Below are 14,758 nucleotides of genomic sequence, written 5' to 3' on the forward strand. Positions count from 1 at the left end.
TGCGTGTTTTCTGTCAGCGTCTGGAGAGCGCGCGGCGCAGAGCCTCTGCCGCCTCTGGCGGAACAAAGGCCGAGACATCGCCTCCGAGCGAGGCGATCTGCCGCACGAGCGTCGCGGTGATGTGCCGGACCGCCGGAGACGAAGGGTGAAAAATGGTTCTGATCTCCGGCGCCATGGCGAGATTCATCCCCGCCATCTGCATTTCATAGTCGAAATCGGAGCCATCGCGCAATCCGCGCAGGATCAGCCCGGCGCCATGCTCGCGCGCCGCCTCCACCGCTAGCCCGGCGAAGGAGACCACCTCGAAACGGCAGGACGCCGCCTCCGCGAGCCCGGCGCAGACCGTCTCGATGAGCGCGACGCGCTCATCGAGCGGGACCAGCGGCGTCTTGCCCGGATGCGCGCCTAGGGCGATGACGAGCCGATCGCAGAGGCTCGCCCCGGCGCGGATCACGTCCAAATGGCCGAGGGTCAGCGGATCGAAGGAGCCGGTGTAGAGGGCGGTGCGGGTCATGGCGCGGATATAGGCGATTTTTGGCGGAGCGGCGAGGCCCGATCGCCGACTCCTCTGCCTGACGCAATCGCGTCGCGAGGGAGATAACCCTTCGAAGCGGCGGACTAATGATCACATGGTGATGTAATCTTCCACTCTGCACCAGCCTGTGTAATCACAGCCGAGCGCGAGCGCGTAGAAACCCCAAAATAAGATCACCAAGAACATCGAGAAAGCGAGACCTACCGCTCCGATAGAGCCGACGCCTATTCGGACAATCGTGGTCGCAACTCGCGGAATCGACATAGACTCACCCCAGGCTCGCCTTCACTGTCTCGATCAGCTGCTTCAGGCTGAAAGGCTTGGGCAAGAAGCCGAAATCGCCTTCCGGCAGATTTTTGGCGAACGCCTCCTCGGCGTAGCCCGAGACGAACACCACCTTCGCCGTCACGCCGCGCTTGCGCAATTCCGCGAACATGGCCGGGCCGTCCATCTCCGGCATCACCACATCGGAAACGATGAGGTCGATGCGCTGGCCCTCGCGCTCCACCACTTCCAGCGCCTCGAGGCCGGAGGCGGCCTCCATCACATTATAGCCGCGCGAGCCCAGCGCTCGCGCCGCGAAGGCGCGAACGGCGTCCTCGTCCTCGACCAGCAATATGGTCCCCTGCCCGGTGTAATCGGCTGCGGGCTTGGCGGCCTCGGGCTTGGCGGCGATCTCGCCGACCTCCGGCACATGGCGCGGCAGGAAGATGCGGAACACGGTTCCGCGCCCGATCTCGCTCGCCGGGAAAACGAAGCCGCCCGACTGCTTGACGATGCCGAACACCATGGAGAGGCCGAGGCCTGTGCCTTTGCCGACCTCTTTTGTGGTGAAGAAGGGCTCGAAAATCTTGGCCATCACATCCGGCGCTATGCCGGAGCCATTGTCCTCGACCTCGATCAGCACATATTCGGCCGGCGTGAGCGAGGCTTCGCCGAAGGCGGCGCATTCGCCCGAAGCGACATTGCGCGTGCGCAGCTGGATGCGCCCGCCCGACTCCGGCATGGCGTCGCGCGCGTTCACCACGAGATTGATGATGACCTGCTCGAATTGATTGATGTCCGCCTTCACGAACCACAAATCACGGCCGTGCTTGAGATCGACCTCGACCTTCTCGCCGACGAGACGGCGCAGCAGCAATTGAAGCTCCGACAGCACGTCGCCGAGCTGCAGCACTTGCGGGCGAAGCGTCTGCCGGCGCGAGAAGGCGAGCAGCTGGCGCGTGAGTCCGGCGGCGCGATTGGCGGTCTGCTTGATCTGGATGATGTCCTGGAAGGACGGATCGGTCGGCCGGTGATTGGCGAGCAGAAGGTCCGAATAGCCGATGATGGCGGTCAGCATATTGTTGAAATCATGCGCCACGCCGCCGGCGAGCTGGCCGACCGCCTGCATTTTCTGCGATTGGGCGAAGCCTTCCTGCAGCTTGCGATGCTCGGTGGTGTCGAGCGCGTAAATGGTCGCGCCCTTCTTGCCGGCGTCCTCCGAGGGGGCGACGAAGAAACGGGCCGAGCGCGTCGGCAGCCCGTCCTCCTCCTGCAGCGTGGCGTCGATTGGCGGCACGTCGCCGCGATTGTCCAGAGCCGCGGCAATGGCCTCCTTCAGCGCGACGCGGTCGCGCTCGACGACGCTGGCCAGCACCGGCCAGGCGGTGGCGCCCTTCAGCGCCTGCGGCAGCAGCTTGGCGAAGGCGGCGTTGGAGCGCGTGACCTTGCCGTCAGGATCGATGGCGGCGATGGCCATGGGCGTCGAATTGAAGAAGCGCGCGAAACGCACCTCGGCGGCGCGCAAATCCTCCTCCGGCTCCTCGCCGGCGGTGCGGTTGAGCACCAAGGTCCGCGAGGCGCCCGGCGCGCCGTCCTGGCCGAAGGCGACGCGATGCAGCAGCCGCACCGGCAGCGAGCGGCCGTTGCGGCGCTTCAGATCGAGATCGATCTGCGCGGTGCGGACCTCGCCCGAGCCGCCATTGATGGCGGTGAGCAGAGTCGAGCCATTATTGGCGACGATATCCGCGAGCGAGACGCCGCCCGAGCCGACCTGGGTGAGGTCATAGCCGAGCCAGCCGGCCAGCGTCTTGTTCATATAGGAGATGGCCCCGTCCGGGCCGGCCGAGAAAAACCCCGCCGGCGCGTGGTCGAGGAAGTCGATCGCGTGCTGCAGCTCCTGGAAGACATTCTCCTGGCGCTGGCGATCGGCGGTGGCGTCGACGACTGTCCACAGATTCGTGTGGCGCGCGCCATCGCGCTCGAGCGGACGCACGCGGATGCGGTACCAGCCGACCTCGGCGTCCCCGGTCAGCGGCGGAACGAGGCGCACGTCCTCGACATGGGCGCGCCGGGCGCGGGCCGCCTGGGCCAGCCGATAGATCGCCTCCGACACTTCCGCCGGCCCCGAGAACAGACGCTCGACCGTCAGAAGCCCGGCCGGATCGCGCGAGCCGCAGAGCTCCAGATAGGCGTCATTGGCGTAGACGATCTGCGTGTCGCCCTCGGTGACGAGCAGCCCCTCGGAGAAGGAATCGGCGATCTGGCGGGCGATGTCGAGCCGCGCGGAACGGCCCGGAAAGCGTAAAAATCCAACAGCATAGGCGAAGGCGCAGAAAACGCCGGCGACCGCGAGCAGCGCCAGCAGGCCGACGGCGAATTTGGGCGCGACCGGCGCCGGCAGCAGCGAGGCCACGACGATCGAGCCCACGAGGGCGATGGCGAGCGCGAGGACCAGGCCGACGTTGCCGGGGCGTTCGGTGCGGTCATAGGCGGGCGGCGCCGTCCTGTCGGTCACGGGAAGGGTCTCGTGAATCGTTGCATGGGCCGCCTCATTGGCCGTATCTCGGGCCGTATCTCGCCGTCGGATGGGCTCCTGCGCCCACAAACGCTGCGGCGCAGGCAGAATCAGGCGGAACAATGGCCCCGGCCGGGGCGCATGGCAATGTCCTTGCGCATTTTCCGCAAGCGCGAATCACGAAGAATGCACTATTAACCATTGCTTAACCTTTGAGGCGCGCTTGCGTCCAACGCTGATAGACTGCATTCTCGCGCCGCGTCACGACGAAAGAAAAATCGATTCATGCCGTCCAGCATCACACAGTCGCAGCTCCTGCCGATACTCGCCGCAATTGTCGCGTTCCTGTTCGCGGCGCTGCTGCTCGTCTATATCTACCGACTCTTGTTCGGACGACGCATCAAGGCTCCAGGGCCGCGCAACCGGCCGCGCCGGCTCGACATCGTCGATACTTTCGATGTCGACGGCGATCGGCAGCTGGTCATCGTGCGCCGCGACAATGTCGAGCATCTTCTGCTCATCGGCGGACCGAATGATCTGCTGGTCGAAGCGTCGATCAGCCGCGTCGAGGCTCGCGAGCAGCGCCCCCGCGACAAGGAGACGCCCTCCGCCGGCCCCGGCTGGCCGCTCGGCCCTTCCGCCGCGCCGCAGGTGCCGGCTCCCGCCCCTGCGCCGGCCCCTTCTTTTCCGCCGTCGCTCGGCCCGGCCTCTTCGCCCGTGGAGAGCGAGGCTCCCAAGCCGCTGGTCGAGCCTGCGCCGCCGCCGTCGGCCGGTCTCGCCCCGCTGCCGCCGGATCTGTTCGGCCCTCCGCCTTCCAAGCCCGTTCCGCCGCCTGCGCCCGAGGCGCCCGCCCGCGCCGGAACGCCGCGCTTCACGCCGCAGCGCCCGCCCTTCACCCCGACGCCGCGTCCGCCACGGCCCGCACCGCCGCCCTTCTTGGCGCGCACGGCCAAGCCGCCGGTCCCGCCGCCGGCCGCCGAGGTCCCCCCTCCGCCGCCGCCCGCTCCCGAGGAGCCGCCGCATCTGCTCGCTCCCGAGCCGACGCCGCCGGAGCCCGTGGCTGTCGAGCCGCCGCCCCCGCCGCCCGCTCCAGAGGAGCCCGCGCCACCGCCCGCCGAGCATGTCGATCCGCTCGACTCGCTGGAGGCCGAAATGGCCCGCTTGCTGGGCCGGCCGGAATCCAAGCCCTGAAAATAAAACAGCGCCCGCGGAGATTTTCCGCGGGCGCTTTGTTTTGCTGCTGACCGAAAAAGAAGAGAAAGGCCGTCAATCGTCCCGATAGACGCGCTCGCGGCGCTCGTGCCGCTCCTGCGCCTCGATCGACAGAGTGGCGATCGGCCTAGCGTCGAGACGCTTCAGCGAGATCGGCTCGCCCGTCTCCTCGCAATAGCCATAGGTGCCGTCCTCGAGCCGCGCCAGAGCGGCGTCGATTTTGGAGATCAGCTTCCTCTGCCGGTCGCGAGCGCGCAGCTCTATCGCGCGATCGGTCTCCGAGGAGGCGCGATCGGCGAGGTCGGGGTGGTTCTCGTTCTCGCTCTGCAGAGTGGCGAGCGTGTCGCGGCTCTCCTGCAGTATCTCGTCCTTCCACGCGAGCAGCTTGCGCCGAAAATACTCGCGCTGCCGATCGTTCATGAAATCTTCTTGCTCGGACGGTCTGTAGCTCGCGTCTAGATCCACCGCCATTGCCGCGAATCCTCCCTAAGCCTGAACGCGGCGTCTATATAGCCGCGCCGCTCGGGTAGCACAATCACTTCGTCCGCGCCTCATTTGCCTGCCTGGAGCGCGGCCGCGAGGTTGGAATCGATCTTGTCGAGGAAGCCGGTGGTCGACAGCCATTTCTGATTATGGCCGACGAGCAGCGCCAGATCCTTGGTCATGAAGCCCTGCTCCACTGTGGAGACGCAGACCTGCTCCAGCGTCAGCGCGAAGCGCGCCAGCGCCTCATTGCCGTCGAGCTTGGCGCGATGCGCGAGCGCGCGCGTCCAGGCGAAGATGGAGGCGATGGAATTGGTCGAGGTCGCATGGCCCTTCTGATGCTCGCGATAATGGCGCGTCACCGTGCCATGCGCGGCCTCCGCCTCGACGGTCTTGCCGTCCGGCGTCATCAGCACGCTGGTCATCAGGCCGAGCGAGCCGAAGCCCTGCGCCACCGTGTCCGACTGCACGTCGCCGTCGTAATTCTTGCAGGCCCACACATAGCCGCCGGACCATTTGAGCGCCGAGGCGACCATATCGTCGATGAGGCGATGCTCATAGGTGAGGCCCTGCGCCTGGAATTGCGCTTTGAACTCGGCGTCGAACACTTCCTGGAACAGATCCTTGAAGCGCCCGTCATAGGCTTTCAAAATCGTGTTCTTGGTCGAGAGATAGAGCGGGAATTTGCGGTTCAGCGCGTAATTCATCGAGGCGCGCGCGAACTCGCGGATCGACTCGTCGAGATTGTACATCGCCATTGCGACGCCGGCGCCGGGGAAGCGGAACACTTCCTTCTCGATCACCGTCCCATCGTCGCCTTCGAATTTCATCGTCAGCCGGCCCTTGCCGGGCGTGCGGAAATCGACGGCGCGATATTGATCGCCGAAGGCGTGGCGGCCGATGACGATCGGCTGCGTCCAGCCGGGCACGAGGCGCGGAACATTTTTGGCGATGATCGGCTCGCGGAAGATGACGCCGCCCAGAATATTGCGGATCGTGCCATTGGGCGACTTCCACATTTCCTTGAGGCCGAACTCCTGCACGCGGGCTTCATCCGGCGTGATGGTGGCGCATTTGACGCCGACGCCATGAGTCTTGATCGCCTCGGCCGCGTCGATCGTCACTTGGTCGTTGGTGGCGTCGCGGTTCTGGATGGAGAGATCGTAATAGAGCAGCTCGAGATCGAGATAGGGATGGATGAGCTTGTCCTTGATATAGGCCCAGATGATCCGGGTCATCTCGTCGCCGTCGAGCTCGACGACCGGATTCTCGACCTTGATCTTGCTCATGAAATGCCTCTCCCCGCGTGAGCCGCCGGCCTTATAGCGCGCGGAGCCCGCGAGGCAAAGCAGGCGCCAGCGGAGAATCGTGCTAACGGAAGCGTATGACGCCCTTGGAGTTCATTCGCAAATGGAAGGTTCACGCCCTCACCGAAAGGGCGGCCGCGCAGGAGCACTTCATCGACCTCTGCCGCATGTTCGAGCATCCGACGCCTGCGGAGGCAGACCCGAGCGGCGAAAATTTCACCTTCGAGAAGGGCGTCTCCAAGACCGGCGGCGGCGACGGCTGGGCCGATGTGTGGAAAAAGGGCTTTTTCGCCTGGGAGTATAAGAAGCGCCGCCGCAATCTGGACGAGGCGCTGGTCCAGCTCACCCGCTATGCGGCCGCGCTCGAGCATCCGCCCCTGCTCGTCGTCTGCGACACGATCCGCTTTCAGATCACGACCACCTGGACCAACCTCGAGACCAAGACCTACGCATTCGAGCTCGAGGACCTCGCCGATCCGGCGACCTTCGCGAAATTGCGCGCGGTCTTCCACGATCCAGACGCGCTGAAGCCCACCCGCACCCGCGCCAAGATCACATCGGATGCCGCCGACAAGTTCCAGACCATCTCGGATCGGCTCCAGCACCGCAATCCAGACCGCGAGGCGGTCGCCCATTTCGTCAATCAGCTGGTCTTCTGCTTCTTCGCCGACAGCGTGAAGCTCTTGCCCGAGGGACTGCTCAAAAAGCTGCTGCAAACGGCCGAGCGGCGCCCGCACAAATCGAAGGACTATTTCGACAAGCTCTTCGAGCAGATGGAGAAGGGCGGTGAGCTCGATTTGACCGAGATCGCCCATTTCAACGGCGGCCTCTTCGACGGGCGCCGCGCGCTCACGCTCGAATATGGCGAGATCGGCCAGCTCTTCGCGGCGACGAGCCTCGATTGGAGCCTCATCGATCCGACCATCTTCGGCACTTTGTTCGAGCGTTTCCTCGATCCCGACAAGCGCGCGCAAATCGGCGCGCATTACACCGACCCCGAAAAGATCATGATGATCGTCGAGCCGGTGGTCCTGCGCCCGCTGCGCCGCGAATGGGAGGAGACCCGCGCCCGCATCGAGGCGCTGCTCGCCCCTTCCGCCGAGGCCGCCGCCGACATGCCGCGCAAGGATGCGGGCAAGAATGCGGGTAAGAATGCGGCCAAGAAGCTCGCGGCCGCCAGGGCCGAGGCCACGCGCCTGCGCGATGATTACGTCGACCGGCTGACGCGGCTGCGCATATTGGACCCCGCCTGCGGCTCGGGAAATTTTCTCTATCTGGCGCTGCAGGGCGTCAAGGACCTCGAATATCGCGCCGTCAATGATTGCGAGCTGTTCGGGCTCGCGCGGCCGAGCCTGCGCGTCGGGCCGGAGATTCTGCACGGATTAGAAATCAATCCTTTCGCCGCCGAGCTGGCCCGCATGACCATTTGGATCGGCGATATTCAATGGTCGATCGCCAACGGCATTTATGCGCGCCCCCAGCCGATCCTGCGCAAGCTCGATTCGATCGAGCGGCGCGACGCCGTGCTCACGGATGACGGAAGCGAGGCGGAGTGGCCGGAGGCGGATTTCATCGTGGGGAATCCACCGTTTTTGGGCGGCAAGCTGCTGCGCAAGGCGCTCGGCGACGACTATGTCGATGGGCTTTTCGCCGCTTATGAGGGCGTCGTGCCGGCGGAGGCCGATCTCGTCTGCTATTGGTTCGCGAAAGGCTGGCGCTCGCTCGAGGAGAAGCGCGCACGACGGGTCGGCTTCGTCTCGACCAATTCCATTCGCGGCGGCGCCAATCGCCGCATGCTGGAGCCGATGGCGCGCGCCGGCGCGATCTTCGAGGCCTGGAGCGACGAGCCTTGGATCGTCGATGGCGCCGCCGTGCGGGTGAGCCTCGTTTGCTATGGCGAGGGAGACGATGGAAAGCGGCTGGACGGCGCGCCGGTCGAGACGATCAACGCCGATCTGACCGGGCATGGCTTCGACGTCACGCAGGCGAAGCGGCTAGCGGAGAATGAAGGCGTCGCCTTCATGGGCGACACCAAGGGCGGAGCCTTCGACATTCCCGGCGAGCTGGCGCGGGCTTGGTTGTGCGAGCCTCTCAATCCGAACGGGCGGCCAAACAGCGACGTCCTTCGTCCGTGGGTCAACGGGCTCGATGTGACGCGACGGCCTCGCGATATGTGGATCATCGATTTCGGGTCTGCGCTGAGCGAGGCCGAAGCCTCGATCTATGAGGCGCCTTTCGCGCATGTGCGCGAGCATGTGAAGCCCGAGCGCGACAAGAACCGCCGCGACGCCTACCGTAAGAATTGGTGGCGGCATGTGGAGCCACGCCCCGCTATGTGGACGGCGATCGGAAAGCTCGCCGCTTCTTCCCCTCTCCCGCGCGCGGGAGAGGGTGGCCCGGCGAAGCCGGGTCGGGTGAGAGTCCGACCGGAGAGGGAGTCTGCGCCGGCCCTCATCCGACCCTCGCTTCGCGAGGGCCACCTTCTCCCGCAAGCGGGAGAAGGAGCGCGCTACATCGCCACCGCGCGAGTCGCCAAGCATCGGCTGTTTGTTTTTCTGAGCGTCGCTGTCGAAGCCGATAGCCAGCTCATCGCCATCGCCCGCGATGACGACGCCACCTTCGGCGTCCTCCACTCGCGCTTCCACGAGGCCTGGGCGCTGCGGCTCGGCACATGGCTCGGCGTCGGCAACGACCCCCGCTATACCCCCACCACCACCTTCGAAACCTTCCCCTTCCCCGAAGGCCTCACGCCGAATATTCCGGCTGCGGCCTATGCCGACGATCCGCGCGCCATCCGCATAGCGGCGGCGGCGAAGCGGCTGGACGAATTGCGGCGGGCATGGCTGAACCCGCCCGATCTCGTCGAGATCGTCCCCGAGGTCGTTCCCGGCTACCCGGACCGCATCCTGCCCAAGGATACGGAAGCCGCGGTCAAGCTGAAGGAGCGCACGCTCACCAATCTCTATAATCAGCGCCCGCAATGGCTCGCCGACGCCCATGCCGCGCTCGACCGCGCCGTCGCCGCCGCCTATGGCTGGCCGGAGGAGATTTCGACCGAGGAGGCGCTGGAAAAGCTGCTCGCGCTCAATCTCTCACGCGCCTCGCTCTCGCGATCCTCGGCGAAGGCCGAATGACAGGATATGCGCATATCGTGTTATAGTTCGGCGAGGAGGCGCGCCATGAACGTATCCGTCGGCAAGCATTGGGAAGAGTTCATCGATTCCCTGGTCAAGCAGGGCCGCTACGCCTCGGCGACCGAGGTGATGCGCGAGGGCCTGCGCCTCGTGGAAGAGCGCGAGGCCAAGCTGAAGGCGCTGCGCGAGACGATAGAGGCGTCGCTGGCCGAGGGGGGCGAGCACAGCAGCAAGGACGTGGCCGCTCATCTCGACAGGAGAGCCGCGGAACTGAAAGCGAGAGGATATTGATTTGCGCCGTAAGGGGCGAGACCGAGCATTGATCCCGTGACCGGCGCCGGAACCGACCACACCAAGCCAAAGCTCGAAGGCGGGCCGACCATCGTGCTCGTGCGGCCGCAGCTCGCGGTCAATATCGGCATGTGCGCGCGCGCCATGGCCAATTTCGGCCTCTCCGATCTGCGGCTGGTCGCGCCGCGCGAGGGCTGGCCGACGCGCGATCCCGTCTATCGCGAGGCCTCCTACGCCGCCGCCGCCGGCGCCGCGCATCTGCTCGATTCGGCCAAGCTCTATGAGAATGTGCGCGAGGCGATCGCCGATCTTTCCTTCGTCTATGCGGCGACGGCGCGCGGGCGCGGACAGGTGAAGCCCGTGGTGACGCCCGCGACCGCAATGTCCGATACAGTCGTGCGCCTCGCCGCGGGCGAGCGTCATGGCGTGATGTTCGGCCCGGAACGCACCGGCCTCGACAATGACGATGTGGCGCTCGCCGATTCGATCCTCACCTTTCCGGTCAATCCCGCCTATGCCTCGCTCAATCTGGCGCAAGCTGTGCTGCTCACCGGCTATGAATGGTTCCGCCACGCCCATGGCGAGACGCTGCCCTTCGACGTCACCGAGCGCTCGCCTCCCGCCACCCGCGAGATGACGCTGGCCTTCTTCGACTATCTGGAGAAGCACCTCGACGAGCGGCAATTCTTCCGACCAGAGACGAAGAAGCCGGTGATGTCGCGCAATCTGCGCAATATGTTCCACCGCATGAACATGACCGAGCAGGATGTGCGCACGCTGTGGGGCGTGGTGGTGCGGCTGGTGGAAGGCCCGCGGCGCGAGCCGAAGAAGGCGGCGCGGCGCAAGAAAGACGAGCAGAGCTGACCGGCGCGCGGGAGAAGGAGCGGAGCGCATCGGTTGCTGATATGATCTCTTTATGTCCCGCTACGCCGAGCTCGCGACTGCGACCAATTTCTCCTTCCTGCGCGGCGCCTCGCATCCCGAGGAGATGGTCGCGCAGGCGATGGCGCTCGGCCATATCGGCATAGGCGTGGCCGATCGCAATTCGCTCGCCGGCGTCGTGCGCGCTCACTCCTATCTGCGCGAGCATGCGGCCGAGGCGCCGGGTTTTCGCCTCGCCATTGGCGCGCGCCTCGTCTTCGCCGACGAGACGCCGGATATTCTCTGCTATCCGAAGGATCGCGCCGCCTATGGGCGCCTGTGCCGGCTGCTGACGCGCGGAAATATGCGCGCGCAGAAGGGCGAGTGCCGCCTCTTCCTCGACGATCTCCTCGAATTCGTGGACGGCCAGCAGCTCATCGTCATGGAAGGCCCGGCCCCTCCCCCGGCTCTGCTCGAAGCGGCGCGCGGCCGGATGTGGCTGGCGGCGACTGCGCTCTATGGCGTCGACATGCGCGCCGCCCTCGCCCGCCGCATCGCGCTCTCGCGCGAGACGGGCCTTCCGCTCATCGCGGTGAATGACGCCAATATGCATGTCCCCGAGCGCCGTCCGCTCGCCGACATTCTCGCCTGCGTGCGCGAGAAGACGACGCTCGACAACGCCGGCTTTCTGCTCTCCGCCAACGCCGAGCGATGTCTCAAGAGCGGCGAAGAAATGGCGCGGCTCTTCGCGGAAATACCGCAGGCGGTCGAGGAGACGGCGCGCTTTCTCGAAGGCCTCTCCTTCGGCCTCGACGCGCTCGCGCATAATTATCCGAGCGAATTGCGCGAAGGATTCGCCAGCGAGCAGGAGGCGCTCGAACATTACGCGCGCGAAGGCGCGCGGATGCGCTATCCGAACGGCGTTCCCGATAAGGTCGAGGCGCTGCTGCGCCATGAGCTGAAGCTGATCGCCGAGCTCGGCTACGCCGCCTATTTCCTCACTGTCCACGACATTGTGCGTTTCGCGCGCGCAAAGGAGATTCTCGCGCAGGGGCGCGGCTCGGCCGCCAATTCCGTGGTCTGCTTCTGCCTCGGCGTCACCGAGGTCGATCCGACCAAGCATGATCTCCTCTTCGAGCGCTTCGTCTCCGCCGCGCGCAATGAGCCGCCAGATATCGACGTCGATTTCGAGCATGAGCGGCGCGAGGAGGTGATGCAATATATCTACGCGCGCTATGGCCGCGAGCGCGCCGGACTCACGGCGACGGTCGTCTCCTATCGCTCGCGCTCGGCCATTCGTGAGGTCGGCAAGGCTTTCGGCCTTTCCGCCGATGTCGTCTCGCGGCTCTCGAACAATGTGTGGGGCTCCTCGCGCGGCGGCGTCTCGGAGCAAGGCGTCGAGCGCGCCGGCATGGACATGCGCGAGCCGCGTCTCGCCAAGGCGCTGGAGCTGACGCACGAGCTGACCGGATTTCCGCGTCATCTGTCGCAGCATACGGGCGGCTTCGTCATCACGCGCGATCGGCTGGACGAGATCGTCCCGCTCGCGCCCGCCGCCATGGAAGGCCGCACGACGATCGAATGGGACAAGGACGATCTCGACGCGCTGCGCATATTGAAGATCGACGTGCTGGCGCTCGGCATGCTCACCTGCCTGCGCAAGGGCCTCGCCCTGCTGGCCGAGCGCTATGGCGTCGTGCACCGCCTGTCGTCGATCCCGCCGGAAGAAGAGAGCGTCTATGACATGATCTCGCGCGCCGACACGATCGGCGTGTTCCAGATCGAAAGCCGCGCGCAAATGTCCATGCTGCCGCGGCTGCGGCCGCGCGAATTCTACGATCTCGTCATAGAGGTGGCGATCGTGCGCCCCGGCCCCATTCAGGGCGATATGGTTCACCCATATCTGCGCCGTCGCATCGGCAAGGAGGAGGTCTCCTTTCCCTCGAAAGAGCTCGAGGAAGTGCTGCGCAAGACGCTCGGCGTGCCTTTGTTCCAAGAGCAGGCGATGCGCATCGCCATTGTCGCCGGCGGCTTCACGCCGGACGAGGCGGACCGCCTGCGCCGCGCCATGGCGACCTTCAAGCGCGTCGGCACGATCGGAACCTTCCGCGCCAAAATGCTCGCGGGCATGGAGGCGCGCGGCTATAGCCGCGAATTCGCCGAGCGCTGCTGGGGACAGATCGAAGGCTTCGGCTCCTATGGCTTCCCCGAGAGTCACGCGGCCTCTTTCGCCCTGCTCGTCTACGCCTCCGCCTGGCTCAAATGCCGCTACCCGGACGTGTTCTGCTGCGCTCTCTTGAATTCGCAGCCCATGGGCTTCTATGCGCCGGCGCAGATCGTGCGCGATGCGCAGGAGCATGGCGTCGGCGTGCATGAAGTGGATGTGAATTTTTCCGATTGGGACTGCACGCTGGAGACGCGCGCGCAGGCGACGCCGCTGCATCCGCGCCACGCCTCCATGGCGAGCGACATTCGCGCGAGGCATGACGTGCGGCTCGGCTTTCGCCAGATCATCGGCCTGCGCGAGGCGGATATGAAGCGCCTCGTGGCGAAGCGCGGCGCCGGCTATGATTCCGTGCGCGATCTGTGGCTGCGCGGCGGGCTCGAGCCGGCGCCTCTGGAACGCCTGGCGGAAGCCGGCGCCTTCGCCTCGCTCGGCCTGCCGCGCCGCGACGCGCTCTGGGCCGTGCAGGCGCTCAACCGCGCCGGCGACAAGGACGATCTGCCGCTGCTGCGCGCGCTCTCCTTCGCGCCGCAGGAGGAGGACGCGAACCTCCCGCCCATGCCGCTCGGGGCGGAGGTGGTGGAGGATTATCGTTTTCTGTCGCTGTCGCTGAAGGCGCATCCGGTGGCGTTTCTCCGCGCGCGGCTCGACGCCAAGGGGATCATGCCCTGTCGAGCGCTCGGCGGCGGCCCGCTCCCCAACCCTACCCCGCGCGTGACCGTCGCCGGCCTCGTGCTGGTGCGGCAGAGGCCGGGCTCGGCGAGCGGCGTCATCTTCATGACGATCGAGGACGAGACCGGAATCGCCAATATCGTCGTCTGGCCGAAACTGTTCGAGCGGCAGCGTCCCGAGGTGATCGGCGCGCGGCTGGTGGCGGTCACGGGGCGCGTGCAGAATGAATCCGGCGTCGTCCATGTGATCGCGCAGAAGATCGAGGATCTGACCGGCGATCTGCGTCTGCTCGAGCAATCGCGCGGCGCCAAGGCGCGCGAGGCCATGCCGAAGGGACGCAATTTTCAATGAACCGAGACGAGTTCCTCACCACCTTCGACTCTCCGCCGGGCGCGCTGCAACGCGTTTCGCGGTTGACGCGCCGCATCGTTGCGCCCAATCCCGGCGCCTTCACCTTTACGGGCACTTGCAGCTACATCATCGGCGAGGGCGAGGTCGCGATTATCGACCCCGGCCCGGCGGATGCTTCGCACATAGAGGCGCTGATCGCCGCCGTAGCGGGCGAAACGCTGCGCTATGTGCTCGTCACCCATACGCATCGCGATCATTCGCCGGCCGCGCGCATTCTGGCGGAGAGGACCGGCGCGACCATCGCCGGCTGCGCGCCCTATGCGCCGCCGCCCGATCTTTCGGTCACAGGCCCCGGCCTCGACGCCTCGCATGACAAAAGCTACGCGCCCGACATGTCGCTCGCCAATGGCGACCGGCTGAGCATCGGCGGCCTCTCCATCGAGGCCGTCGCGACGCCGGGCCACACGAGCAATCACCTCTGCTTCGCGCTGGCCGAGGAAGCGACGCTCTTCACCGGCGATCATGTGATGGGCTGGGCAACGACCGTCATCGCGCCGCCGGACGGCTCCATGAGCGAATATTTCGCCTCGCTGGAGAAGCTGCGCTGGCGCGATGATCGCCTCTATTGGCCGGCCCATGGCGGGCCGGTGAAGGAGCCGCAGCGCTATTTGCGCGCCCTGCTCCACCATCGCCGGCAGCGAGAGGCCGCCATCCTCGAGCGGCTGGAGGCCGGCGACGAGACGATCGCCGCTATGGTCGCGCGCATTTACGAGGGCTTCGACGCGAGCTTGCAGAGGGCGGCGGCGCTCTCCGTCTTCGCCCATCTCGAAGATTTGATCGAGCGCGGCCTCGCCCGCTGCGACGGGCCGGCGACATTGGAGGCGCGGTATTTCACGGTGCGGGAGTAGC

Annotated in this window: 10 protein-coding genes; 6 read left to right on the forward strand and 4 right to left on the reverse strand. The window is 66.1% G+C overall.

The features are described from left to right. Positions 1-13: 13 nt before the first annotated feature. Entirely contained in the window at positions 14-514 is a 501-nt protein-coding gene (gene coaD / locus GYH34_RS12515; protein ID WP_161913861.1) for a pantetheine-phosphate adenylyltransferase, read from the reverse strand. 289 nt (positions 515-803) lie between these two features. Continuing rightward, positions 804-3,314, reverse strand: coding sequence for a PAS domain-containing sensor histidine kinase (locus tag GYH34_RS12520; protein WP_161913862.1), 2,511 nt, complete (start codon positions 3,312-3,314; stop codon positions 804-806). Positions 3,315-3,599: 285 nt separating this feature from the next. Between GYH34_RS12520 and GYH34_RS12525 the strand changes: the two genes are divergently transcribed. Continuing rightward, positions 3,600-4,505, forward strand: a complete 906-nt coding sequence (locus tag GYH34_RS12525; protein WP_161913863.1) for a flagellar biosynthetic protein FliO — start codon at positions 3,600-3,602, stop codon at positions 4,503-4,505. Positions 4,506-4,580: 75 nt separating this feature from the next. Here GYH34_RS12525 and dksA read toward each other — a convergent pair whose 3' ends face one another. After that, positions 4,581-4,997: an RNA polymerase-binding protein DksA gene (dksA, locus tag GYH34_RS12530; RefSeq protein ID WP_024880015.1), complete on the reverse strand. Its 417-nt coding sequence runs from the start codon at positions 4,995-4,997 to the stop codon at positions 4,581-4,583. A gap of 80 nt (positions 4,998-5,077) precedes the next feature. After that, entirely contained in the window at positions 5,078-6,298 is a 1,221-nt protein-coding gene (locus tag GYH34_RS12535) for an NADP-dependent isocitrate dehydrogenase (RefSeq protein WP_161913864.1), read from the reverse strand. A gap of 95 nt (positions 6,299-6,393) precedes the next feature. Here GYH34_RS12535 and GYH34_RS12540 point away from each other — a divergent pair, with 95 nt between their 5' ends. From GYH34_RS12540 to GYH34_RS12565, 5 genes are read left to right on the forward strand one after another with little or no spacing between them, the layout of a single operon-like run. Next, positions 6,394-9,450, forward strand: coding sequence for a DNA methyltransferase (locus GYH34_RS12540; RefSeq protein WP_244635085.1), 3,057 nt, complete (start codon positions 6,394-6,396; stop codon positions 9,448-9,450). A gap of 45 nt (positions 9,451-9,495) precedes the next feature. Beyond that, a complete protein-coding gene (locus GYH34_RS12550; protein WP_161913865.1) occupies positions 9,496-9,741 on the forward strand; it encodes a type II toxin-antitoxin system ParD family antitoxin in 246 nt (81 codons plus the stop codon). Positions 9,742-9,777: 36 nt separating this feature from the next. Further along, positions 9,778-10,605, forward strand: coding sequence for an RNA methyltransferase (locus GYH34_RS12555; RefSeq protein ID WP_161913866.1), 828 nt, complete (start codon positions 9,778-9,780; stop codon positions 10,603-10,605). A gap of 52 nt (positions 10,606-10,657) precedes the next feature. Continuing rightward, positions 10,658-13,849 carry an error-prone DNA polymerase gene (locus GYH34_RS12560; RefSeq protein WP_161913867.1) on the forward strand — a complete coding sequence of 1,064 codons (3,192 nt, stop codon included), beginning with the start codon at positions 10,658-10,660 and terminating at the stop codon, positions 13,847-13,849. Next, the gene (locus GYH34_RS12565; protein ID WP_161913868.1) at positions 13,846-14,757 is read left to right on the forward strand and encodes an MBL fold metallo-hydrolase; all 912 of its coding nucleotides are present in this window, start codon (positions 13,846-13,848) and stop codon (positions 14,755-14,757) included. The genes GYH34_RS12560 and GYH34_RS12565 overlap by 4 nt, the downstream gene beginning before the upstream one ends. Position 14,758 lies beyond the last annotated feature (1 nt).

Origin of the sequence: Methylosinus sp. C49 (genome assembly GCF_009936375.1) — a bacterium.
Classification (GTDB): Bacteria; Pseudomonadota; Alphaproteobacteria; order Rhizobiales; family Beijerinckiaceae; genus Methylosinus.

Coding starts and splice junctions, on each gene's coding strand:
- GYH34_RS12535 (WP_161913864.1), bottom strand. CDS start 6,298: ATGAGCAAGATCAAGGTCGAGAATCCGGTCGTCGAGCTCGACGGCGAC.
- GYH34_RS12550 (WP_161913865.1), top strand. CDS start 9,496: ATGAACGTATCCGTCGGCAAGCATTGGGAAGAGTTCATCGATTCCCTG.
- GYH34_RS12560 (WP_161913867.1), top strand. CDS start 10,658: ATGTCCCGCTACGCCGAGCTCGCGACTGCGACCAATTTCTCCTTCCTG.
- GYH34_RS12525 (WP_161913863.1), top strand. CDS start 3,600: ATGCCGTCCAGCATCACACAGTCGCAGCTCCTGCCGATACTCGCCGCA.
- GYH34_RS12540 (WP_244635085.1), top strand. CDS start 6,394: ATGACGCCCTTGGAGTTCATTCGCAAATGGAAGGTTCACGCCCTCACC.
- GYH34_RS12565 (WP_161913868.1), top strand. CDS start 13,846: ATGAACCGAGACGAGTTCCTCACCACCTTCGACTCTCCGCCGGGCGCG.
- coaD (WP_161913861.1), bottom strand. CDS start 514: ATGACCCGCACCGCCCTCTACACCGGCTCCTTCGATCCGCTGACCCTC.
- dksA (WP_024880015.1), bottom strand. CDS start 4,997: ATGGCGGTGGATCTAGACGCGAGCTACAGACCGTCCGAGCAAGAAGAT.